The organism is Bradyrhizobium centrolobii (assembly GCF_001641635.1).
Classification (GTDB): Bacteria; Pseudomonadota; Alphaproteobacteria; order Rhizobiales; family Xanthobacteraceae; genus Bradyrhizobium; species Bradyrhizobium centrolobii.
In genome coordinates, this window is record NZ_LUUB01000107.1 from 107,925 (window position 1) to 130,040 (window position 22,116).

Here is a 22,116-nt window from a genome sequence, read left to right on the forward strand (position 1 = left end):
TTGAGACTGCCAGTCAATGACGAATAGGCAGGAGGCGATAAAATTCAAACCGCGTTCGACCGGCGAATCTCGTCCTCACGACCCCGCCAGCGCTTTAGAAGCCGCTGTCACGGCGCATCGCGCGCGATGCGTCTTTCTCTTTTTGTGACACGCGGCCCACCAAGGCACCGGCTGTGAATTGTGTGCCGATGCGCACAAGAGCGTGTGAGGCGAGGGAATTGTCGCAGGTCGGCGATGGACATGGGGGAAGGAATGCGGTATCGGTCGAAGGCTGAGGGGCGGGGAAGGAATGCGGTATCGGTCGAAGGCTGAGGGGCGCGCCGGCGTCGATGCGGCAACGCGCCGGGACGCCGCGAAGAATGCCGCCGCGGACGCGCCGCTGCGCGGCCGGATCACCACTGATGGCCTGTACAATTATCACGCGCTCGCTGGAAATGGCTCCGACACCTTCCGTTCGCTGAACGAAGGCCGCAATTGGCGTGCGGCGCTGCTCGGTACGGTGACGACCGGCGCGCTTTGGATGATGGCGCCGCGGCCGGCCAAGGCCGGGCCGGCCGCCTGCACGGCCGTCGGCACGACGGTCACTTGCACCGGCGATCAGTCGGGCGGCATCAGCAGCGCCACCGATTTCAACCCCGCCACCGTCGACACGCTCAACGTCAATTCGTTGACCGCCAACATCACGCCGGCTGCGGGCACGGCCGGCATCTTGTTTTTCCGGTCTGGCGCGAGCGACACGGTCACGATCAACAGCAACATCGCGCCGCATTCCATCTCAGCGGTCACCTTGCCCGGCATCACTGCGTCCGCCCAAGGCGGGGTGACGATCAACAATACCGGCGACATCCATTCGACCGGCATCGGCATCAGTGCAACCTCGCTGAACGGGGGCGCGGGCGGCGCTGTCACCATCATCAATAACGGCGCCATTACGGCGTCAGGCTATGGCATCCTTGCGGGAGGGGATGCCGGTGTCACCGTGCAGCAGACCGGCGACCTCACTTCGAGTGGCACTGGCATCCGTGCCATATCGTCCAACGGGCCGGTCTCGGTCACCAACAGCGGCAATCTCGCGGCCGGTGCCTTCGGCATCTACGCGAGGTCGACCACCAGCACGGTCTCCGTCAACAACAGCGGCAACATCACGAGCGGTGGGCTCAACACCAGCAGCATTTATGCGCATGGTGTTCTCGACGTGACGGTGCGGAACGCCGGCAACCTCACCTCGAGCTCGCCAACCGGCCGCGGCATCTTTGCTAATTCGAGCGCCGGGGCGGTCACTATCACCAGCAGCGGCACGATCTCAGGGGGCGGCGACGGCATTAATGCGAGCGGCGCCCACGACGTGACGGTGCAGCACACCGGCGACATCACCACGACCCACGCGGGCACCGGCCGCGGCATCTACGCCTTTTCGGGCAGCGGTGCCGTGAACGTCGGCATCGTCGGCAATATCAGCACCGACAACGACGGCATCTATGCGAGGGCTGTGGGTGGTGCGGGCGCTGGCAATGTCACGGTGAGCAACGCCGGCAATATCGCCTCGGCTCACGGGCGCGGTATTTATGCCAATGCGGCAAGCGGCACGACGGTATCCGTAACCAGTACCGGCGCCATCGCGGCCTTTGGCGACGGCATTTTTGCGCGAAACAGTTTCAATAATGCGAGTTCCAGTGTCGCGGTGACGCATACCGGCGATATCACCTCGACCAACGGCCGCGGCATCTATGCCAATGCTTTCAGCGGTTCCAGTACCGTCGTCACCAGCAGCGGCAACATCACGGCGCAGGGCAACGGCATTGATGCGCGCGCCACTGGCGGCGGCGGCGATGTCACGGTGACGCACACCGGCGACATCACCTCGAATGGGGCGAGCGGCATCTATACACGGGCCTTTGGCACAGCCGATATAACGGTGAATGGGGGCACGATCTCCGGCGCAACGGCCGGCATCCAGACTGTCTTTGGCACTTCCAACATCACCATCGGCTCTGGCGTGACGGTGACCGGCGGCACCTACGCGATCCTGGGGGGAGGCGGCGGCGACACGGTGAACAATTCAGGCACCGTCACCGGCCTTACCGATCTCGGCCTCGGCAACAACACGGTCAACAATTTTGGCACGATGACCGCCAGCGGTACGGTGATCAAGGCGGGTGCCGGCAACGATACGGTCAACAATTCCGGCACCATCACAGGCGATGTCGACCTCAGTGGCGGCGTCAACGCCTTCAACAACCTGGCGGGCGGCGTGTTCAACAGCGGCGCGACCGTCAACCTCGGCGCCGGCAATACGCTCACCAACAGCGGCACGCTGGCGCCGGGCGGGATCGGCGCCGTGCAGACAACCGCCCTTACCGGCAGCTTCGTGCAGAATGCCGGCGGCAAATTCGCCGTGGACCTGAACCTCGCCGGTGCGACCGCCGACCGGCTCAACGTGAGCGGCACCGCCAACGTCGCCGGCGCGGTGGTGCCGCATCTGGTGAACATGAGCCTGGCGCAGCAGACTTTCACCATCCTTTCAGCAGCCGGCGGCATCACCAATAACGGCCTGACGGTGCAAAGCACGGCGGTGATGGGCTATCAGCTCCTATTCCCCAACGTGACCGACGTTCAAGTGACCGTGCTCGGCATCAATTTCGCGCCGTCGGGCCTGACCCCGAACGAGCAGGCGGTCGGGCAGCATCTGCAACAGGCTTTTGTTGCCGGCGGCGGCGGTCTCAACAATGCGCTGACTTACCTCGCCGGGCTCGATTTCGCCGCCTTTGCCTCTGGCCTCGACCGGCTCACACCGGAGCCCTATCTGGCGCAGAGTCAGGCCGCGCTCTGGTCGGGCTTCGACTTTGCCAATTCGCTGTTCAGTTGCCCGCTGCCGACCAGCCAAGCCTCGCTGATGGGCGAAGGGAGCTGCTATTGGCTGCGCCCGAGCGGGCATGTGGCCAGCCTCGGCGGGCATGACGGCTTCATGGGCTTCCGCCAGAGCGCGGCCGGCCTCACCGGCGGCGTGCAGAGCGAGTTTGCGCCCAGTTGGTATCTCGACGTCGGCGCCGGATACGAGCGCTCCTCGATCGACACCGGCACCTCTTCTGCGAACGGCGACGTGTTCCACGGCGGGGCTGCACTCAAATACATCAACAACAACTGGCTCGTCGCCGGCAGCGTGAGCGGCAGCCTCGCCCGCTACGACACCAGCCGGTTCGGCATTCCCACTGCTGGCACGGCAACCGCGAACGCCGACACCGGCACGCTCGATCTGCGGCTGCGTTTCGCCTATGCCTTCGGGACGCCGGCATTCTACGTCAAGCCGCTCGTCGACTTTGACGCGGTGGGCCTCTGGCGCGGCGCCATTGATGAAATTGGGGTGGGCGCCCTCAACCTCCATGTGCAGAGCGAGAACGACTGGGTGGCGTCGGCGGCGCCGGCGGTCGAGATCGGGACCCAGTGGCAGCAGGGCGGCTACACCTGGCGGCCCTATGTGCGGGCCGGCGTGCGTTTCCTGAGCAAGAGCAGTTTCAGCGCGACGGCAAGGTTCGAGGGCTCGCCGGCGGGCATCGCGCCCTTTACGGTGACGAGCCCGCTCGACCGGACGCTGGCCGAGGTCTCCGCCGGCTTCGATGTCTGGAAAGGCCAGCTCTACAGCCTGCAGGTCTCCTATGACGGCCGGTTCGGCGCCCACACGAGCAGCAACGGCGGCGCGCTCAAGTTGCGCGCGGCGTTTTGAGCTGAAAACCCATGTCCGATCTCGGAACGCGTTCGGCAGTTGCGGTGACCGCCCTCGGGATCGCTGCGTCGGCGCAGACATGAAACCGAGGCTGCGCCAGCTCGAAGCAGAGTCCATCGCGATCATGCGGGAGGTGGTCGCCGAGTTCTCCCGGCCGGTCATGCTCCACTCAATCGGCAAGGATTCTTCGGTGATGCTCCACCTCGCCCTGAAGGCGTTCCGGCCGGGCAAGCCGCCTTTCCCGCTGCTGCACGTCGACACCTTGTGGAAGTTCCGCGAGATGATTGCGTTCCGCGACGCGACCGCGCGGCGCCTCGCCCTCGAGCTCATCACCTACGTGAACCCGGATGGCGCCGAGCGCGGCATCGACCCGATCCGTTCCGGCTCCTCGCTGCACACCCAGATCATGAAGACGGAGGCTCTCAAGCAGGCGCTTGACACATACGGCTTCAACGCCGCGTTCGGGGGGGCGCGGCGTGACGAGGAGAAGAGCCGCGCCAAGGAGCGCATCCTGTCGTTCCGCTCCTCGGGGCACGTCTGGGACCCGCGTGACCAACGCCCTGAGCTGTGGCGGCTGTTCAACACCCGCATCCGTCCGGGCGAATCCGTGCGCGCCTTTCCGCTGTCCAACTGGACCGAACTCGATGTCTGGGAATACATCCTGACCCAAAACATCCCCGTGGTGCCGCTTTACCTGGCGAAGCCGCGGCCGGTCGTGCGGCGCGCGGGGACGTGGATTCTCGTCGACGATGAACGGTTGCCGATCGAACCCGGCGAAGTGCCCACGAACCGCACGGTGCGCTTCCGCACGCTCGGCTGCTACCCGCTCACTGGCGCGATCGAGTCAGAGGCCGATAGCGTTGCGGCCATCGTCGACGAGCTCCGGCAGTCGAAGACCTCGGAACGGCAGGGCCGGCTGATCGACACGGACGAGAGCGCCTCGATGGAAAAGAAGAAGCGCGAAGGCTATTTTTGATGGGCGGCGTCCTCCCTCTCCGCTTCCTCACCTGCGGATCGGTCGACGACGGCAAATCGACTCTGATCGGCCGCCTCCTGTCCGAGACCGGCCAGGTGTTCGACGACCATCTCAAGGCGCTCACGATCGACTCGCGCCGCTACGGCACGAACGGCGCAGTGGTCGACTATTCGCTGCTGCTCGACGGCCTCGAGACCGAGCGCGAGCAACGCATCACCATCGACGTCGCTTGGCGGCACTTTTCGACGCCGCGCCGCGCCTTCCTGGTCGCCGACACGCCGGGACACGAACAATATACCCGCAACATGGCGACCGGCGCGTCCGGCTGCGACGTCGCCGTGATCCTGGTCGATGCCGAGAAGGGCGTCCTCCCCCAGACACGGCGGCACACCACCATCTGCGCCCTCATGGGCATCCGGAAGATCGTGCTCGCGGTCAACAAGATCGACCTGGTGGTTTTCGGCCAGGACGGGTTCGAGCGGATCGTGCGCGAATACCATGCGTTTGCGGGGGGATTTTCCGACCTCGATGTGACGTGCATTCCGCTCTCGGCCCTCTATGGCGACAACATTGCAACACGTTCGCCGCGGATGGCCTGGTTCGCGGGCCCGACGCTGCTCGACTATCTGGAATCCGTCGAGGTCCAGGTCGACCTTGCGGTGCGGCCGTTCCGCTTTCCGGTGCAATGGGTGAATCGGCCCAACGGCTCCTTTCGCGGCATTTCCGGGACGATCATGTCCGGAACGATCGCAGTCGGGGACGAGGTCAGGATCGCCCTCTCGGGTCAGACCACGCGGGTCAAACAGATCGTCGGTCCCGACGGCGGCGTCGCGAGCGCCGCAGCGGGCGAAGCCGCCACGCTGGTGCTCGCGGCCGACCTCGAGGTCGGCCGCGGCAACCTGGTCACGGCGGTGCGCGAGCCGGCGACCGTCGCTGACCAGTTCGCCGCGCACGTGATCTGGTTCAGCCACGATCCGCTCCTGCCCGAGCGTGCCTACCTGATGCGCATCGGCACAAAGTGGGTGTCGGCGACGATCACCACCGTCAAGCACAAGCTCTCGACGGCGACGCGCGAGCAGCTCGCGGCGCGCACGCTGCACGTCAACGACATCGGCTTCTGCACGCTGGCGACTTCGGCGCCAGTGGCGTTCGACGCCTATTCCGGGAACCGCGACACCGGCAGCTTCATCCTGGTCGACCGCGTGACCCACGAGACGCTCGCCGCCGGCATGATCGCGTACGCGCTGCGGCGTGCCACCAACGTGCACTTCGAGCCGCTCGCGATCGACAAGTCCGCACGCGCCGCCACGAAGGCGCAGACGCCCCGTGTGCTCTGGTTCACCGGCCTGTCGGGCGCGGGCAAGTCGACCATCGCCCGCGCCCTCGAGGCGAGCCTGCACCGGCTCGGTCGCCATACCATGATGCTCGACGGTGACAACATCCGGCTCGGGCTCAACAAGGATCTCGGTTTCACCGACGTCGATCGGGTGGAAAACATCCGGCGCGTGGGCGAGGTTGCCAAACTCATGACCGACGCCGGGCTGATCGTCATCTGCGCCTTCATCTCGCCGTTCCGGGCCGAAAGGCAGATGGTACGCCGCCTGTTCGCGCCGGGTGAGTTCGTGGAGATCTTCGTCGACACGCCACTCGAAGAATGTGTCCGGCGCGACCCCAAGGGCCTCTACGGCAAGGCCGCCGCCGGACTGATCCCGAACTTCACCGGCCTCGGCAGCCCCTATGAGCGGCCGGAGGCGCCTGACCTCACCGTCACGACGGTCGGCTGCCCGCTCGACAGCATCGTCACAGCGATTCTGACCGCATGCAGCTGCACATAATTGGATCGCCTTACCGGCCCTTGCGCGCTCAACCGGAACGGATCATGCCCGACGCTCGACGCCACCACCTCATCCTGGCCGTCGCCGGAATGATTCTCCTCGCTCCGCCGACACCGCCTCTGCCCAAGATACGGGCCTGCCCGGCGGCGCATCGTCCTTGCGCGAAAGCCACGGCGATTGGGTGGTGAGCTGCGCGGTCCAGAAACAGGCTGGCCGCAAAGTCAAATCATGCGCCCTGTCACAGGAACAGACCAGCGGCAATTCGCGCCAGCGCGTACTCGCGATCGAGCTCAAGCCCGAGAACACCGGTGTCGCCGGCATTCTGATCCTGCCGTTCGGCCTCGCGCTCGACCATGGCGCCACGTTTCAAATCGACGACGGTTCCGCCGGGCCGCCGCAAATATTCCGCACATGCATTCCGGCGGGCTGCCTGGTGCCGGTCTCGTTCGACTCCCGCACCCTCGTGGGGCTGCGCAAGCGCAACCAGCTCAAGGTCAAGACCGTGGCGGACGGCGGAAAGGAAACCGCGTTCATGATTTCTCTAAAGGGCTTTCCCAGCGCCTTCGACCGCACGGCGGCCCTGGCGAAGTAGCCGCGGACTCGTCTGCTATCAGCTCGAATGCGCTCGATCCCGATGGCGAAGCTGGACGCCCTGGTGACCGACAACCTCGTCGAAAGGCTTCTCCACCCCGAGCGGCTTAGCGAAATCCTGGCCTCGGTTGCCGCCCGGCGGGCCGTGCAGGGCGCTGGAAGGCGACAAGCGAGTCGTCGCACTCCAGTCCGAGGTGTCGGAGGCCGAAGAGAAAATCAAGCGGCTCTACGGGATGGTAGAGAACGGCGTGACCAAGGTCGACGATATCCTCAAGGACCGGCTGGCCGTTCTCAAGCTCGATCGGGACCGGGCAAAGACCGCCTTGGACCGCATCAGGGCGCACGCCGCCCCGCCGACGGCGTTCGACCCCGCAACGGTCGAGCGGTTCGGAGAAGCGATGCGCGAGCATATTACCGTCGGCGCCACACCGTTCCGGAAGGCTTATATCCGGACTCTGGTGGATCGGATCGAAGTCGATGACGGTGTCGTCCGTATCGTCGGGGACAAAGCCACGCTCGAACAAGCTATCGCCGGTCAATCCATCGCCGCTGCTGGTGTTCGCAGATGTGTACCGAAGTAGCGCACCCGGCACGATTCGAACATGCGGCCTCCACCTTCGGAGGGTGGCGCTCTAGCTGCGCTACGGGTGCATCACCGCGGCTACTAGCGCGGTATCCTCGCGAGCGTCAATCGACGCGTGAGGAGCATTATCTCCATTCCTGACTCAGCGCGCAACCGCGCGTCTAGCTAGGCGAAACCCATTTCCGGCCGTAGCTCAACTGGTGGGTTTTGGCCTACGAAGGTCAAAAATGCTTTATCTTTCAATGGGAGTTGACTGACTCCCTCTCCGCCATCTCAAGTTCCCTTCACCTAACGCAGCCGTGATGGCCAGCCGATCCTGACCAGGGTCTCGTCCGGGTCCGACAGTGCGAACTCATACATGCCCCATGGTTTGTGCTCCGGCCCTCGCCCGTTGATCAGCTCGCCGGAAAACGCTTCCGCGAGCGCATCGACCTCCTCGGTGTAGAGATAAAGCCCAAACGGATTGCGGCCTCTGATCAGCCAGCCTTCGACCGCCTGGGTGAGATGGAGGTGGCCGCCCTTTTCGTCGGAGAGGATGCGATAGCTGTCGTCACCCTCTGCCGGCTTGTCGTCACCGGTGCGCGTGAAGCCGAGCCGAGCACAGAAGTTCTCCGAGGCGTCGAGATCGTTGCAGGGCAGGATGGCGGTCAGCGCGCGAGATGGCGGCATGCGAGTCCCCGTTCTTTGGACTGCCGATAGGCCGGGATCGCGGGATTATTTTGACGCGAGCCAAGTTCCGCGCGTCGGCAGCCGCTCCGCCTATCTGACTTTGACCAGCGGCAGGAATACCTCGTCTACCCAGGCTTTCCGCAGCGCAGGCGGCGGCGCTGAAAAATTCATGATGACGTAATGTCGAAAAAGGACGCTGAGCAAGGACTCCACGGGAGGCGTCAACTTTGCCGGGTCGATCTCGCCGCGCTTTGCGGCACGCTCCAGAATCGCCGAAAGCGGACGTGCTTCGCCTTGAACGATGGCGGCGTGCAGATCCTTCGGTGTCGACCAGGTCTCCGAAAAATAGGTGCTTGAGAGCAGGGTGAAGGCCGCCGCGATCCCGGTGGCGCGCTCAGCCGTCCCTTTCAGAAGCTCCAGCAGCTCCGTTCGCAGATCGCCACGATCCGGCACGACCAGCGGATGTTTCGCCAATTGCTGCCGAATGGCGGCGACTGCGAGCGGTCCCTTGCCGTCCCACCGGCGCGCCAGCACGGGACGGCTCGTCCCCGCCCGCTCCGCAACGGCCTCCATCGTCAGTCCGGCATAACCGTGCTCGGCGAGTTCGAGCCACGCAGCGTCCAGAATTGCTTCTTCAAGCTCCGCACCGCGACGCCGCTCGCCCATTCATGCTCGCTCCAAATAAGATACATTCATGCATCTTGACTCCCGGCCAGGGTTCCGACTAGATGCATATGTGTATCTTATTTGCGGAGCCGAGACGTGACAAGACCTGCCGCTCATGGCTGCGAACCATCTCCGGCACCGTCACCTGCGCGCTCTGACAACGCGAAGGTGTTCAGGTTGAAAGTCACGGCGTCCTTGCTGCCACTCACTCTGATCGCGGCCGGATGCGCGACTGTGCCCACCAAGACTGCGGGCACGCTGACAACGTACAATCATCTGGGAGAGCAGAAGGGGATGCTCTCGAAGTCGAGGAATTACGTCGATGCCGGCGCCCTTGCGTCGGTTAAGACCGTGCGCATCGTTCCGACGACCTTCGCCCAGAGCGCATTGTCGCGCGTGAAGACGCAAGCGGACCGCGCGCTGGTCGCAAATGCGCTCGATCGTGAGGTTTGCGTCGCCCTCAGCGACAAGTTTCAGGTCGTGGCGCCACATGAGCCCGCCGACCTGACTGTGCGAACCGTCGTCACCGACGTGGTGCCGACCGACAAGACCGCGGCGGGAGTATCGACTGCTGTGACGCTCGGCAGCGGGGCTGCCTTGCCGGTCAGCATTCCCCGTCTTCCCCTGGGACTCGGTGGCCTCGCCGTCGAGGCAGAGGCCATCGACAGGAGCGGCACCCAGCGTGCCGCAATGGTGTGGGCGCGCGGCGCGAACTCGATCATGGACAACCCTCGCGTCTCCGAGGTCGGCGATGCCTATGGGCTGGCAACGAAGTTCGGAGGCGAGTTCTCCCGGATGCTCGTGACCGGCAAGGAACCGGAAGGCTTGGATATCTCGCTGCCATCGGGCCAGCGCGTGAAGTCGTGGTTCGGAGGCGAACCGAAATATGCGGCGTGTGAGGCCTTTGGTCGCGCGCCCGGGCTGACGGGACTCGTCGCCGGCAAGGTCGGTGCTCCGCCGGAGTGGACTGACAAGACCCCAGAGGCGCCGCGCGATTGAAATGCGCGAGATGGGATCCTACAGGCCGGATCTTCGGAGCCCGCGACGATCGATGGGCTCCGACGCCGTCTTCAACGCCCGCCGCATCACATCCCACATCCGTGGATCGTTCATTTGCGCCACGTTGAACCGCATGAATGCAGACGCCGTCTGCGACACGCTGAACACGTTGCCCGGCGCAAGCACCACGTCCTCCTCGAGCGCCGTGCGGGCGACTTGCGTCGCATCCTGACCGCTAGCGAGGCGGCACCAGAGGAAGAAGCCGCCGCGCGGCATCAGCCAGGGCTCGATGCCCAGCGTCTGAAGCTTTCGCGCCACGTCACGCCGCGTGCGCGTGAGCTTTTGCCGGAGCTCGTCCATGTGCTTGCGGTAGCCGCCGCCGGCCAGCACCCTGGCGATGATCTCGGTCGCGACCGGGCTCGGGCCGCCAAAACTGGTTGCGACCTGGAGGTCGACGAGATGTTCGATCCAGTCGGCGCGCGCGGCGATATAGCCGCAGCGCACCGAGGCCGAGAGCGTCTTGGAGAAGCTGCCGATGCGGATCACGCGATTGAGCCCGTCGAGCGCGGCGAGCCGCGGTGATCGCTCCGGTTCGAAATCGCCAAAAATGTCGTCCTCGATGATGGTCAGGTCGTGCGCGGCGGCCGCGGTCAGGAGCCGGTGCGCGGTCGGAAGCGAGAGCGTCGCGCCGGTCGGATTGTGCAGCGCTGAATTGGTGATGTAGAGCCGCGGCCGGTCGGCAGCGAGGACCTCTTCGAACCGCGCGACGTCCGGTCCCGACGGCGTATAGGGCACGCCGATGATCTTCACCTGGTGTGCCCGGAGCAGCGCGCGAAAATTGAAGTAGCAGGGATCGTCGACCAGCACCGTGTCGCCGGGACGCAAGAGGAAGCGGCAGACGAGATCGGTCCCTTGCGTGCCCGAGCCCGTGAGCATGAGCTGGTCGATCGACGCCGTGATCGCGTCGTCGGCAAGGCGCGTGAGCAAGAGACGGCGCAGCACCAGCGCGCCGCGTGTGCTGCCGTAGTCGGTCAACAGGCCCTCATCGGCGCGCGCGAGCGCACGGACGGCGCGCCGCAAGGCTGCCTCCGGCATCCACTCCGGTGGCAACCAGCCGCAGCCCGGCTTCAGCACGGCGGCATCAGTATCGAGTGACTGCCGCGAGACCCAGAACGGATCAACCGCCCGGTCGCGGCGCGGCTCGACCTCGCTAAGCGCCAGCGGCGACGTGACCGTCGGAGCGACATAGAAGCCCGAGCCGCGACGGGCGCGGATCTGGCCCTCGGCCGCGAGGCGGTCATAGGCTTCGACCACCGTCGACGGTGAAACGCCCATGCTTGCGGCAAGGCTGCGGATCGACGGCAGGCGATCGCCGGCGGCAAGCGCGCGGCCTGCGATCTTGGCGCGGATCGCGCTCATCACCTCAGTGGTCCGCGTTCCGCTCCTGCCGCTCTTTCGCGTCTCAGCGTCCAAAGTGTATAGCCTTCCATACCGATACAGTTTTGCCGGATTGTACTGGATTGTCGCTGGTCCCGCCACTGGCGGCCGTCGAGAATGGCCTTCGGAAAAGCGAGGCGACATGCAATCTGCGGGCAGCGGCTGGGGCAACGGACTTTTGGGCGTCATCATCTTCAGCGGCTCACTGCCGGCGACGCGCGTGGCGGTCGGCGGTTTCTCCGCGCTGTTCCTGACTTCTGCGCGCGCCGTTATCGCCGCGCTGCTAGGTGCGGCCCTGCTCGGCCTGCTCAACCAGGCGCGGCCGGAGCGCAGGGATCTCACCTCGCTTGCGATCGTTTCGATTGGCGTCGTGGTCGGCTTCCCACTGCTGACCGCGCTCGCGCTCCAGCACATCACCTCGGCGCATTCGATCGTATTCATCGGTCTCCTGCCGCTGTCGACCGCCGTCTTCGGCGTGCTGCGCGGCGGCGAGCGGCCGCAGCCGCTGTTCTGGCTGTTCGCGATTCTCGGCAGCGCCACGGTGGCGGGTTTTGCCCTGTCGAACGACGGCTCGGCGTCGCTCGCCGGCGACCTCCTGATGGTGGCGGCGATCGTACTCTGCGGGCTCGGCTATGCCGAAGGCGCCGCGCTGTCGCGCCGCCTCGGCGGCTGGCAGGTGATCTCCTGGGCGCTGCTGCTGGCGTTGCCGCTGATGGCGCCGGTCGCAATCCTGACCTGGCCACCGACATGGACGGGCATCGGCGCCCCCGCCTGGATCGGGCTGTTCTATGTATCCGTCTTCAGCATGTTCGTCGGCTTCGTGTTCTGGTATCGCGGCCTTGCCGTCGGCGGCATCGCTCGCGTCGGTCAGCTGCAACAGGTCCAGCCTTTCCTCGGCCTCGTGCTCGCCGGCGTGCTCCTGCACGAGCCCGTGGCATGGAGCATGATTGCCGCGACCGCGCTGGTCGTCGTCTGCGTGGCCTGCGCGCGGCGGTTCGCGTGAGGCAAACGCCTCACTCCCGCGCCATCACCGTCCCCGCCAGCGCGCTCCTTGCGAACTTCTTCAGCGGCATCGGCTTGCCGAACAGAAAGCCCTGCACGAGGTCGAAGCCGAGCTCGTTTGCGACCATGAGGTCGGCGCGGCTTTCGATGCCTTCGGCCACGGCGCCCGCGCCGTAGCCCCTGGCGAGCTCGACGATGTGGCGGCACACCGTCCGCTTCAACCGATCATTGCCGCAGCCGGTGACGAACTGCCGGTCCGCCTTCAGCTTGACGAAGGGAATTTTGTCGAGGTCCATCAGCGCCGGCCAGTTGGCGCCGAGGTTGTCGATCGACAGGCCGATATTGTGGAGGCCCACCTCGCGCGCGACCTCGATGAGCACATCGAGATCGCGGATCGCCTCCTCGCTGTCGATCTCGATGGTCAATCCGCCGAAAGCCGGATGCGTCGGCACGCGCCGGCAGAGATCGCGCACGGCCTGCGGCTCCGTGAGATACGAGGCGGGAAGATTGATCGACAGATCGACCGTGCTCTGCCGCTCCAGGAGATAGTGCCAGTCCTGCACGGCGCGCTCGATCACGAACTCCGACAGCTCGCGGAAGTGCGGATCGTGCGCTTCAGGGATGAAATAGGCCGGCGGCACCACGCCCCAGGTCGGATGCCGCATCCGCACCAGCGCCTCGGCGCCGCAACGGACCAGCGTGCGCGCGTCGATCCTCGGCTGGTACCAGAGCTCGAGCCAGCCCGCATGCAGGGCCTCGCCGACATAGACGGCCGGGCTTGGCGCCGGCTCCTCCGGCAGCAGCATCGCGACGCGCTCGCGCAGTGTTTCGGCGGCAAAGGGGGTCGTCAGCGACGGCAGCATGGCAAGGCCATATTCCTCGCCGACCTGCTGCACGGCTTTCAGGATGATCGACTCGCGGGCGCCGACAGCGAGGACCTTGCCGCCGAACGCCTCGCGCACCAGCGTCTCCAGAAACTTGCCCGGCTCGATGCCGTCGGCGGCAACGCCGAACAGGATCAGGTCCGGCAGTTCGCTGGCGAGCACTGCCTGCAGCTCGTCGGCACTGGCGCATTCGCTGGTGACGAAGCCGAGATCCTCGAGCACCTCGCGAAGGAAGGCGCGCAGGTGGCGCTTGCCGTCGGCCACGCAGGCGCGTGGCGTCACTTTCCGCCGACCGAAGGTTACAGGCCTCCGCCCGGCGACTTCCCCAAGCCCATCGCTCATCTCAAACCACTCCCGTTCCGTGACAGTTTTTTAGCGGCACGAGCGGTTTCAAATATGGAGAGCTTCAGCACGATTGTTGAATTATCCGGGTAACGTTAAAGCCCTCATCATGTGTAAAATTGTCCGGATCTTGGTGAGGAAGATTTTACGATTGGAGACGCGCTGCGCGGATGATGCGGCAATCCAGGGAAATTCGTAGAGATGCCCCGCGCGAACGCATGCCGCCGGTGTCCTTGAATCGGACAGAGCAGCGCGCGGTTCGCCCAATTCAATAACGCCGGTCTCAGTTGCCGGTGGCCTTCTCGTGTTGGGCCATGCCGACCGCCTTATAGTCATATGTCGGATAGAATTCGGTGCGATAGGGACCCCATGCGGTGTCCTCGATGATGCGATTGACCTCGCGCAGCCTCGATGCCGGCAACCGCAGCGTGATCACCTGGCCGATGCCCATCATCACGTACCAGCTCACCACCTCCGTGCCCGGCGGCGGGAAGGATTTGTAGTAGCCCTGCTTCTCGAGCTGGGCGTTCAGCTCGCCGAGCGGGCGTGACTGGTCGTGCTTGAAGAAGACGGTGAGCAGGACGGCGTTGTCCGCCGTCGGCGCCGCGTTGCCTTGCGGCGGCGTGGTCTGCGCGATGGCCGTCGATTTCAGCATCAGCGCGCCGGCCAGCAATGCGGCGACAGTCAATAGTCGTCTGCCCGATTTCATTTGCGAATTCCTTCCATTCACCTCGTTGACGATAAGATAAGGGCACCGTCCCCCCGCGCATTGGCGACGCCAATGTCGCCGGAGGTGCCGGAGCGAAGCAGAGACCTCGACGAGCGGCGGCCCGGCTGCCGCAGCGTGGCCGTTCATCCTTCGAGGCTCGACTTGCGGTGCATTTGCACCGCAAGTCTCGCACCTCAGGATGACCGGACTAATACTTTTGCAGGCGCAGGAAAGGAGCCGCAGCGTCAGCCCGTTCTGTACTCGCCCGAAATGTTCTTGCCGGTGTAGTCGGTCATCGCGGCCGTCGCGATCACGGAGATCACCGCGCACAGCGCGATATAGGCTGCGATCGCGGTTGCCGACTGGAAGGTGCCAAACAGCCACGCCGCGATCAGCGGCGCCGGGCCGCCGGCAATGACGGATGCGAGCTGGTAGCCGAGCGACGCGCCGCTGTAGCGAAGGCGCCCGGTGAAGCTTTCCGCGATCAGCGCTGCTTGCGGTCCATACATCATGTCATGCGGGATCAGCGACAGGATGATGGCGAGGAAGATGACCGGATGCGAGCCGGTATCGAGCATGCGGAAGTAGATGAAGCCGAACACGCCGCACACGACCGCGCCGATGATGTACATGTTCTTGCGCCCGATGCGGTCGGACAGGTGACCGAACATGGGGATCGAGACGAAGGACAGCACGGAGGCCGCGAGCACCGCGGTGAGCAGGAAGTCGCGCGACACATTCAGCGTCTTGACGCCGTAGGCGAAGACGAACGCGGTGAAGATGTAGAACGGCGCCTGCTCGGCCATGCGGGCAAAGGCCGAGAGCAGGATCTCTTTCGGATGCTCCTTGATCACCTGGAGCATCGGCGTGCGCTCGACTTTTTGCTCAGCGACCAGTTTGGAGAATACCGGGGTCTCGAGGATGCCGAGCCGGATGTAGATGCCGACGCCGACCAGGATGAGGCTCAGCGCGAAGGGCACGCGCCAGCCCCATGACAAGAACTGCTCGCCGGACATCTGGCTGAAGGCGAGCACGGCGAGATTGGCCAGGAACAGTCCGCAGGGCACGCCGAATTGAGGCCATGAGGCGATCAGCCCGCGCGAATGATCGTTGCGGGCCCATTCCATCGACATCAGCACCGAGCCGCCCCATTCGCCGCCAACACCGACGCCTTGAATGAAGCGCAGCACGGTCAGGATCACGGCGCCCCAGATGCCGATGCTCGCATAGGTCGGGACCAGCGCCACCGCGAAGGTCGCGATGCCCATCAGCAGAAGCGTCGCGATCAGCGTCGACTTGCGGCCGATGCGGTCGCCATAGTGACCGAAGATGGCGGCGCCCACTGGGCGCGCGACGAAGCCGACGGCGTAGATCGCGAAAGCTTCCAGCGTGCCGACCCAAGGGTCGGAATTCGGAAAGAACAGTTTTGCGAAGACGAGTCCGGTGACGGTCGAATAGAGGAAGAAGTCGTACCATTCGATCGCCGTGCCGATGGTGGAGGCGATCACGGCGCGGCGCAATTGAATCTGGTGCTCGCTATCTGGCAGCGAGACCGGGTCGACATGGGACAGGGACATGACGGGAGCCTTTCCTGGAAGGGCGCCCCTACTGTGCATGGGGTTGTTTTGACGAAAAAACTTCCGAACCGGTGTGACGGTTCCAAGACGGTTGCCGCCACCGGCCACCCCAGGCCCTGTCGCGGCAAGTGTGAAGTACCTCACATGCGGATTGCTGCACCTGCGCTATAGATCTCGATAGCCGGTGGTGGGCTGTGGAGGATCGCAGCAATGACAACGCGGCGACTGATGTATTGGTGGTTCTGGTTCGTGCTGTCGGGGCGATTTAGCGATCGCTTCCTGTGCCTGCCCCGCGCCCAGCAGTAGCGTATTCAGACGCCTGTTTTTTGCTTTAGGTTTGTCCGATTAACTTGCGGAACGCCGCGGCGCCATCCTGCACCACATCACGTCCCTTCCAGGCCAGATAGGTCAGCTTGCCGCTTAGCGAATCGTGGCTGCGCAGGCGACGCGAGCCGAGAATGTGGCCGACGTTGGCAGGGAAACGGCTCACCTCGGCGGACACCAGCGCCGCGATCGCGTCCATCAGTTGCTGGAGGCGGATGCCCCACTCCGATTGCTCTATCCCGTCGATGCGGACCTTGAGCGCATATTCGAGGTCGTAGATCTCCGCGAGCAGGTCGCGCGCGACCAGCACGCGATTGTGCCTGAGCGCGATCCGCAGGGCGAGGCGCTTGTCGTCGAGCCGGTCGAGCACCATGGGGACCACGCAGGCATAGGGTTGGGCGGCGACATCAGTGGCGCTCTTGCTCGCGGCGGTCTTGGTGGCGAGGCGCACCAATTCCCATGACGTCTTCAGGCGCCTGGCCACCAGCGTCAGCGCAAAGGGCAGCGCTTCGGTCTGCGATTTCCTGAAGGCGTCGAGCTGTGCGGTGATCCTGGCGACCTGGCCGTCGTCGAATTTCGCGATCTTCTCGGGCAGTTTCTCGTTGAACTTCGGCAGCGCGTCGCCGGCGCGCAGCACGTGCAGCATCTTCTTCACGTCGTCGAAGGCGGTGCGCGAGGCCGTGTACTGAGTGAGCTTGCTTCGCGCAAGTTCGGTGCCGTCCGCCGAGGCGAGGGTGTTCTCGAGGACCTTGATGACCTTGGTCTGGAAGGCGGCCGCGATCTTCAGAACTTCCTTCGGATTGTTGGCGGCGACCTGGTCGTTGATCGCCTTGGTGTAGTCGCGCGCCATGGTTGGCAGCAGGTCGCGGCATATCCACTCCCAGATCGGAGTGAGCGTGTTGCGTGAGATCCGTCCGGCATTGGGGTGCTCGGGCGCACCGTCCATCAGGAGCAGTTCGAGCGGCGCGAAGAAGTAGCGCGAGGGATTGGTGGCGCGTGCCTGGTGCAATCCGTCCTTGCGGAACTCGGCGCGTAGGCGGGTCTGGATGTCGGCCGAGCCCGGCATGTCGATCCCGCACAGTTCGAGGCGCTCAAGCTCACTGAGCAGACAGCTCCGCGACAGCGGCGTCAGCCTCTGCAAGAACTCCCACAGCCGGTCGATCTCGTTCATGGCACGCAATCTTCCGCAGCGTTTCCCGCAGCCCTTTGGGCCTCTTGCGTGGAGGGCATTTGCGCGCTCTCAACCGTCTCTAAGAGAAGCAAGTCACCGTTAATTAATCCGTAAAGTCCGGAGGGAGCGGGCCGGACGGAAGCGGCCGTTAAAACGGCGCGCGTCCCACTGCCGAGGAATTGGGCAGCTTTATCAACCCTTGCATAGTCCGGACCGGGATGTCGCAAGCATAAATTGTGCCCGCGCCGGCGTTTCAGCACAAAACTGACAAAATCACCGTAGTCTTACGGAGCAAAAAGTTAACTACAGACCGCCCCCGGTTCCGTTAAACCAGTTGCATGGAGCATCAGGATGATACGGCCACTGATTCGCGGCCGTCGGAATGGTACGAAAGCAGCGCTTCTCCGCATGAAGAGCTCGATCCCGTCCGACTGAATGCCGCCCGCGCCAAGGCCGCCGACGAGATGGCCTCCGCTATCGCCCGCGAGCTCAATGGCCCCCTGACCGCGCTCCTGCTCTATATGGGCGAGATCAAGCATCACAGCGATCAGCTCTCACCGGCTTCCGGCGATCGGGCGTATTTGCAGCGGGTGGTGGAGAACGCGCTGGCGCAGACCGAGCGCGTTTGCAGTCTGGTCAAGCAGCTTGCCGGTCCGCACAAGAACGGCCTGCCCGTGCACGCCGCGTCCGAGGATGTCGAGTTGAAAGCGGGCCGCTCGCCGCAGGCGTCGCGCCCGGCGGCACCCGCGCTCTCCGGCGTGTCGAGCCAGAAGCGGCTGACCAAGCGCGAGCGCGAGGTGCTGCGGCTGATCAGCGAAGGCTATTCGAACAAGCAGGGCGCGTTGCGGATGCAGATCAGCCCGCGCACGTTCGAGAGCCACCGCGCCGAGGCCATGCGCAAGCTTGGTGCGCGCAACACTGCGGACCTCGTCCGCGCCGCGCTGCTGCATTCGATCGAGTGAGGCGGCTGTTTACCCGCCGCGCGGCGGCGCGGCCCGATCGCACTCAGAAATAATCTTCGGCGAAGGGACGTGCACGCAAGGCTCCCCGCAGCGGCTTCGGCTCATCCTTCGGAGCACTCGGAATGATGGTGATGGTCCACCGCGGAGGGATGCTCGATTCCTGCTCCAGCACCGAACGCACGAAGCCGGTCACCGTGGACTCGCCCGATTTCACCGTCGCCATCCGGCCGTTGAACTGCGCGATGCGGAAGCGACGGACCTCCCTCTGGTCCGCGGTCTCATAGGTGAACATGGAAACCCTCCTGGTTTCCGGCGACTATCGCCACCTATGATTAGCCATGTATGAAAATCCAACGCCGTAGAAGTACGGCGGATTTGCACGCAAAGGTCGCTAGACTTGCGGTTCCTGCGCCAGTGCGGCGGCATAGGCCGCATCCATCCGCACCAGGAGATCGCGGAATGGGTCATCGCCGAGCGTGGCCGCGCTCCGCTCCAGCTCGAGCGCCAGCGTTGCGAGCCGGAGATAGCCGAACGACCTCGCCGAGCTCTTCAGTGAATGCGCTTCGCGCTCGAACTTCGCGCGGTGCTCTCCGAGCGCGAGCGTGCGGAGCAGTTTCAGCCGCGCGGAGGTCTCGCTCCAGAACACGGTGCGCACTTCGCAGGCTCCGTCTTCGCCGATCTCGCGCACGAGCGCAGCGAACGCGCTCGGCTCGCGTGCCGGCTCGACATTGCGGTCATCCGGTGCGGGCGTGATGCGGTCCGTGTGCCGCGTGGCAGCCCCGGCCGCCGAAGACAGCCCACGCGCGGTCGTCTCAAACATCGCTTTGTCTCGATCCCCATTGAGCGCATCGCAGCCCGGAAGGCGCGAGGCAAGCGGATGTCTACTCGATCCGAATTTCGGTTCCGGTAGCGAGACCATCGGTGTTTGCTTGTCGCTGTAAGCGGTTGGTTTACCACGTGCCGCCGCGCGCGGCCGGATCGTGCAGCGTCAGGGTCCAAGCAGCCTGTCGTACTGCATCTTGACCGTCGCATAGCACTCGCATGCCGTCTGGCGCAGCCCGTCGAGATTGTTGATCTGGATGTGCCCGCGGCTGTAGTGGATGAAATTGGCCTGCTGCAGCGTGTTGGCGACGAGTGACACGCTGTTGCGGCGCGCGCCGATCATCTGCGCCATCGCTTCCTGCGTCAGCAGCAGCCTGAAGTCGCCCGACAGGTCGTGGGTCTGCAACAGGCATCGCGACAGCCGCGACTCCACTGGATGCGCGGCGTTGCAGCCTGCGGTCTGCTGGATCTGGGCGTAGACGGCGAGGCCGTGGCGTGCGAGCTGCGTCCGCAGGCTGGCGCTCCGGTCGGCGGCGGCGCGCAGCCGGTCGATGTCGAGCGTCGACGCAGTGCCGGGCACCAGCACCACCGCGGTGTTCAGAGCATTGGCGTCGCCCAAGGCCGAGAAAGCGCCAAGCAGGCTGTCGCGGCCGATCATGGCGACCTGCACATGCTCGCCCTTGGCGAGCTTCACGATCAGCGAGATGACGCCGCGATGCGGGAAGTAGGCGCGGCTAAGCATCTCGCCAGTCTCGACCAGCACGGCTTCGTGCGGCAGATCGACTGTGCGCAGATGCGTTCGGATCAGCTCGTAATCATCTGCCGACAGCGCGGACAGGAAACCGTTGGATGGGCGCACCATCGTTTCCAAAGCTGCTTCTCGTGTCTTCAGCCGGCGAATCCGCGCCAGCGAACTCGTCCCTCTGCACCGATAAGTTCCATCATGTTCACGTCGGGATATATTGGCAATTGGTACATAACGTCCAGGTGCGCGGCGATCGGCCGATCGATACGAAACTGTGTGCACGTCGGCATGCAGATGGATGGTTGGCGTTCATCGCGAAGCCTTCAGCAGATGCGCGTAACGGCTCTTCACGGCGCGGTAGCAGTCACAGGACATCGCCTCCAGCGCACGCAGATCGGTGATCTCGATCTGGCCGCGGCTGTAGTGGATGATGCCGGCCCGTTGCAGCGCATGCGCGACCAGTGAAACCGCGTTACGCCGGACTCCAACCATCCGCGCCAAAAGTTCCTGCGTCAGCGGCAGGACTTCAGTGTCGGACAGATCGCGGGCCCGGAGGAGCCAGCGCGCCAGCCGCGCCTCGACCGGATGCAGCGTGTTGCAGACCAGGGACTGCTGCACCTGTGCGAGCAGGGCCTGCTCATGGCGGATCATCAAGTCGCGAAACCGTGCGCTTGTGGCGGCGATGGCCCGGAAGGCCGCGACGTCGAGTACGGATGTCGTGACGGGAAACAGGACGACGGCGTCGGCCGACGCGATGCCCTCGGCGAGCGCCGCGCTGCTGCCAACGACGCTGTCCCGGCCCAGCATCGCCACCTCGATCAGTTGGCCTTTGGACAAACCGACCGTGATCGAAACGGATCCGCCATGCGGGAAGTAGACATGCCGCGGCGCCACGCCTGCCTCACCCAAGACAGTCTCTCTGACCATTTCAACGGTGCCGAGATGCGGCCGCAACAACGCGAAGTCCGCCGCGTCGAGCGCTTGCAGCAACTGGTTGGGTGACGGCAAGCATTGCATCGGCGATGCCGTTGCGCGTTGCTCGACCTGCAACGAGCGGTTCGATCTGATGGTCATCGATATCTTCACGCCGCACATGCGCGGGTTCGAATCCTGAGGATGGCGCTGGAGCCAGGCGCGCATGCTTGCCGGAGTACAGAGACGCGGTGTCGGCTGCGCGCGTCGGTTAGCGCCGCATCTCCCGCGGCGGACCTGAGGTAAGGCCTTGTTTACCCTGCACGCAGATTGGGCATGTGTGTCTCGCCTGGTCCTGCTCATCGCGCGCGAATGGCGCCGAATGCCGGCGATGTGAGTCGGCGGCCGCGTTGTGCGCATAACCTTCGAGGTGCGGAATTTTTCCAGCCGGCTCGCGCTGCCATTAGCAGCGCGTTTACCCAAGGCTTCATCGCGACGAAAGCACGCAGCTGGTTTTGTCGAACGACGTCAGCGCAAGCGGCGAAAGCTCAAACTTGTCTTCAATATCCGTATTAGCACGGAGGATGAAATTAACGGGACCGTGAAATGGGATGTCTAACGATTTAGCCGAGGACGTCCGTCGATTTCGAAGCGTGATCCAGCTTTCCCAACGACATCCTCCGCTTGGCAAAGATGCCGGTCTCGAGGCGGCCTATCGGCCGACGGGATCAAGGGCCGAAAAGCCGGCCACGAAAGTCCAGGTTAGTAAGGCGTACCTCATGGATGATCTGTTGCGGGAGTTTTTGACGGAGACCAGCGAGAGCCTGGACACCGTCGACAATCAGTTGGTGAAGTTCGAGCAGGAGCCGAACAACGCCAAGATCCTGGATAACATCTTCCGCCTGGTCCACACCATCAAGGGTACGTGCGGTTTTCTGGGATTGCCGCGGCTGGAAGCGCTGGCGCATGCCGGCGAGACCTTGATGGGCAAGTTCCGCGACGGCATGCCGGTGACGGGACAGGCGGTGACGGTGATCCTGTCCTCGATCGACCGCATCAAGGAGATCCTGGCCGGGCTGGAGGCGACCGAAGCCGAGCCCGAGGGCAATGACCGCGACCTGATCGACAAGCTGGAAGCGATGGTCGAGCAGGGCATGGCGGCGATGTCAGCGTCGGCTCCGCCGATCGC

Annotated in this window: 20 protein-coding genes and 1 tRNA gene; 9 read left to right on the forward strand and 12 right to left on the reverse strand. The window is 64.6% G+C overall.

Going from position 1 to position 22,116, the window contains the following annotated elements:
- Positions 1-289 precede the first annotated feature (289 nt).
- The 5 genes from AYJ54_RS39630 to AYJ54_RS39650 all read left to right on the forward strand — a co-directional run bounded on the left by AYJ54_RS39630 (position 290) and on the right by AYJ54_RS39650 (position 7,704).
- Positions 290-3,721: an autotransporter outer membrane beta-barrel domain-containing protein gene (locus AYJ54_RS39630; RefSeq protein ID WP_063707917.1), complete on the forward strand. Its 3,432-nt coding sequence runs from the start codon at positions 290-292 to the stop codon at positions 3,719-3,721.
- A 79-nt stretch (positions 3,722-3,800) separates the two neighbouring features.
- Complete coding sequence (gene cysD / locus AYJ54_RS39635; RefSeq protein WP_063707918.1) at positions 3,801-4,697, forward strand: sulfate adenylyltransferase subunit CysD; 897 nt, start codon at positions 3,801-3,803, stop codon at positions 4,695-4,697.
- A complete protein-coding gene (cysC, locus tag AYJ54_RS39640) occupies positions 4,697-6,532 on the forward strand; it encodes an adenylyl-sulfate kinase (RefSeq protein WP_063707919.1) in 1,836 nt (611 codons plus the stop codon). The genes cysD and cysC overlap by 1 nt, the downstream gene beginning before the upstream one ends.
- Positions 6,533-6,689: 157 nt before the next feature.
- On the forward strand, positions 6,690-7,124 hold the full coding sequence (locus tag AYJ54_RS39645; protein WP_063707920.1) for an invasion associated locus B family protein: 435 nt from the start codon (positions 6,690-6,692) through the stop codon (positions 7,122-7,124).
- A 193-nt stretch (positions 7,125-7,317) separates the two neighbouring features.
- Positions 7,318-7,704 (forward strand): hypothetical protein, encoded by a 387-nt coding sequence (locus tag AYJ54_RS39650; protein WP_136624248.1) that lies wholly within the window; start codon positions 7,318-7,320, stop codon positions 7,702-7,704.
- Here the strand turns inward: AYJ54_RS39650 and AYJ54_RS39655 are convergent.
- The 3 genes from AYJ54_RS39655 to AYJ54_RS39665 all read right to left on the reverse strand — a co-directional run bounded on the left by AYJ54_RS39655 (position 7,705) and on the right by AYJ54_RS39665 (position 9,041).
- Positions 7,705-7,774: transfer RNA gene (locus AYJ54_RS39655), tRNA-Arg, on the reverse strand.
- Between the two features lie 220 nt (positions 7,775-7,994).
- A complete protein-coding gene (locus AYJ54_RS39660; RefSeq protein WP_063707922.1) occupies positions 7,995-8,375 on the reverse strand; it encodes a VOC family protein in 381 nt (126 codons plus the stop codon).
- A 90-nt stretch (positions 8,376-8,465) separates the two neighbouring features.
- Complete coding sequence (locus AYJ54_RS39665; protein WP_063707923.1) at positions 8,466-9,041, reverse strand: TetR/AcrR family transcriptional regulator; 576 nt, start codon at positions 9,039-9,041, stop codon at positions 8,466-8,468.
- Positions 9,042-9,209: 168 nt separating this feature from the next.
- On the opposite strand from AYJ54_RS39665, the gene AYJ54_RS39670 reads away from it, so the two are divergent.
- A complete protein-coding gene (locus tag AYJ54_RS39670; protein ID WP_245329245.1) occupies positions 9,210-10,040 on the forward strand; it encodes a DUF3313 domain-containing protein in 831 nt (276 codons plus the stop codon).
- Between the two features lie 18 nt (positions 10,041-10,058).
- Here the strand turns inward: AYJ54_RS39670 and AYJ54_RS39675 are convergent, their stop codons facing one another.
- The gene (locus tag AYJ54_RS39675) at positions 10,059-11,459 is read right to left on the reverse strand and encodes an aminotransferase-like domain-containing protein (RefSeq protein ID WP_063707924.1); all 1,401 of its coding nucleotides are present in this window, start codon (positions 11,457-11,459) and stop codon (positions 10,059-10,061) included.
- A 160-nt stretch (positions 11,460-11,619) separates the two neighbouring features.
- Here AYJ54_RS39675 and AYJ54_RS39680 point away from each other — a divergent pair, with 160 nt between their 5' ends.
- On the forward strand, positions 11,620-12,480 hold the full coding sequence (locus AYJ54_RS39680; RefSeq protein WP_063707925.1) for a DMT family transporter: 861 nt from the start codon (positions 11,620-11,622) through the stop codon (positions 12,478-12,480).
- 10 nt (positions 12,481-12,490) lie between these two features.
- Here AYJ54_RS39680 and AYJ54_RS39685 read toward each other — a convergent pair whose 3' ends face one another.
- The 4 genes from AYJ54_RS39685 to AYJ54_RS39700 all read right to left on the reverse strand — a co-directional run bounded on the left by AYJ54_RS39685 (position 12,491) and on the right by AYJ54_RS39700 (position 17,486).
- Complete coding sequence (locus AYJ54_RS39685; RefSeq protein ID WP_063707926.1) at positions 12,491-13,705, reverse strand: EAL domain-containing response regulator; 1,215 nt, start codon at positions 13,703-13,705, stop codon at positions 12,491-12,493.
- A 283-nt stretch (positions 13,706-13,988) separates the two neighbouring features.
- Complete coding sequence (locus AYJ54_RS39690; RefSeq protein WP_063707927.1) at positions 13,989-14,414, reverse strand: hypothetical protein; 426 nt, start codon at positions 14,412-14,414, stop codon at positions 13,989-13,991.
- A gap of 245 nt (positions 14,415-14,659) precedes the next feature.
- Positions 14,660-15,991: an MFS transporter gene (locus AYJ54_RS39695; protein ID WP_063707928.1), complete on the reverse strand. Its 1,332-nt coding sequence runs from the start codon at positions 15,989-15,991 to the stop codon at positions 14,660-14,662.
- A gap of 331 nt (positions 15,992-16,322) precedes the next feature.
- Positions 16,323-17,486 carry a hypothetical protein gene (locus tag AYJ54_RS39700; RefSeq protein WP_063707929.1) on the reverse strand — a complete coding sequence of 388 codons (1,164 nt, stop codon included), beginning with the start codon at positions 17,484-17,486 and terminating at the stop codon, positions 16,323-16,325.
- 338 nt (positions 17,487-17,824) lie between these two features.
- Between AYJ54_RS39700 and AYJ54_RS39705 the strand changes: the two genes are divergently transcribed.
- The gene (locus AYJ54_RS39705) at positions 17,825-18,448 is read left to right on the forward strand and encodes a helix-turn-helix domain-containing protein (protein WP_063707930.1); all 624 of its coding nucleotides are present in this window, start codon (positions 17,825-17,827) and stop codon (positions 18,446-18,448) included.
- A 43-nt stretch (positions 18,449-18,491) separates the two neighbouring features.
- Here AYJ54_RS39705 and AYJ54_RS39710 read toward each other — a convergent pair whose 3' ends face one another.
- The 4 genes from AYJ54_RS39710 to AYJ54_RS39725 all read right to left on the reverse strand — a co-directional run bounded on the left by AYJ54_RS39710 (position 18,492) and on the right by AYJ54_RS39725 (position 21,032).
- Positions 18,492-18,740, reverse strand: coding sequence for a hypothetical protein (locus AYJ54_RS39710; RefSeq protein ID WP_063707931.1), 249 nt, complete (start codon positions 18,738-18,740; stop codon positions 18,492-18,494).
- Positions 18,741-18,839: 99 nt separating this feature from the next.
- Positions 18,840-19,268 carry an Hpt domain-containing protein gene (locus AYJ54_RS39715; protein WP_201724314.1) on the reverse strand — a complete coding sequence of 143 codons (429 nt, stop codon included), beginning with the start codon at positions 19,266-19,268 and terminating at the stop codon, positions 18,840-18,842.
- A 168-nt stretch (positions 19,269-19,436) separates the two neighbouring features.
- Positions 19,437-20,132 carry a Crp/Fnr family transcriptional regulator gene (locus AYJ54_RS39720; protein WP_136624250.1) on the reverse strand — a complete coding sequence of 232 codons (696 nt, stop codon included), beginning with the start codon at positions 20,130-20,132 and terminating at the stop codon, positions 19,437-19,439.
- A gap of 192 nt (positions 20,133-20,324) precedes the next feature.
- Entirely contained in the window at positions 20,325-21,032 is a 708-nt protein-coding gene (locus AYJ54_RS39725; protein WP_063707950.1) for a Crp/Fnr family transcriptional regulator, read from the reverse strand.
- A gap of 674 nt (positions 21,033-21,706) precedes the next feature.
- Here AYJ54_RS39725 and AYJ54_RS39730 point away from each other — a divergent pair.
- On the forward strand, positions 21,707-22,116 hold a 410-nt coding region (locus tag AYJ54_RS39730), incomplete at its 3' end, for an Hpt domain-containing protein (protein ID WP_201724222.1).

Bases quoted from the DNA above. Each gene is read 5' to 3' on its own strand.
- AYJ54_RS39630 (WP_063707917.1), top strand. From the start codon at position 290: ATGCGGTATCGGTCGAAGGCTGAGGGGCGCGCCGGCGTCGATGCGGCA.
- cysD (WP_063707918.1), top strand. From the start codon at position 3,801: ATGAAACCGAGGCTGCGCCAGCTCGAAGCAGAGTCCATCGCGATCATG.
- cysC (WP_063707919.1), top strand. From the start codon at position 4,697: ATGGGCGGCGTCCTCCCTCTCCGCTTCCTCACCTGCGGATCGGTCGAC.
- AYJ54_RS39660 (WP_063707922.1), bottom strand. From the start codon at position 8,375: ATGCCGCCATCTCGCGCGCTGACCGCCATCCTGCCCTGCAACGATCTC.
- AYJ54_RS39665 (WP_063707923.1), bottom strand. From the start codon at position 9,041: ATGGGCGAGCGGCGTCGCGGTGCGGAGCTTGAAGAAGCAATTCTGGAC.
- AYJ54_RS39675 (WP_063707924.1), bottom strand. From the start codon at position 11,459: ATGAGCGCGATCCGCGCCAAGATCGCAGGCCGCGCGCTTGCCGCCGGC.
- AYJ54_RS39680 (WP_063707925.1), top strand. From the start codon at position 11,620: ATGCAATCTGCGGGCAGCGGCTGGGGCAACGGACTTTTGGGCGTCATC.
- AYJ54_RS39685 (WP_063707926.1), bottom strand. From the start codon at position 13,705: ATGAGCGATGGGCTTGGGGAAGTCGCCGGGCGGAGGCCTGTAACCTTC.
- AYJ54_RS39690 (WP_063707927.1), bottom strand. From the start codon at position 14,414: ATGAAATCGGGCAGACGACTATTGACTGTCGCCGCATTGCTGGCCGGC.
- AYJ54_RS39695 (WP_063707928.1), bottom strand. From the start codon at position 15,991: ATGTCCCTGTCCCATGTCGACCCGGTCTCGCTGCCAGATAGCGAGCAC.
- AYJ54_RS39700 (WP_063707929.1), bottom strand. From the start codon at position 17,486: ATGAACGAGATCGACCGGCTGTGGGAGTTCTTGCAGAGGCTGACGCCG.
- AYJ54_RS39705 (WP_063707930.1), top strand. From the start codon at position 17,825: ATGGAGCATCAGGATGATACGGCCACTGATTCGCGGCCGTCGGAATGG.
- AYJ54_RS39710 (WP_063707931.1), bottom strand. From the start codon at position 18,740: ATGTTCACCTATGAGACCGCGGACCAGAGGGAGGTCCGTCGCTTCCGC.
- AYJ54_RS39715 (WP_201724314.1), bottom strand. From the start codon at position 19,268: ATGTTTGAGACGACCGCGCGTGGGCTGTCTTCGGCGGCCGGGGCTGCC.
- AYJ54_RS39720 (WP_136624250.1), bottom strand. From the start codon at position 20,132: ATGGTGCGCCCATCCAACGGTTTCCTGTCCGCGCTGTCGGCAGATGAT.
- AYJ54_RS39725 (WP_063707950.1), bottom strand. From the start codon at position 21,032: ATGCAATGCTTGCCGTCACCCAACCAGTTGCTGCAAGCGCTCGACGCG.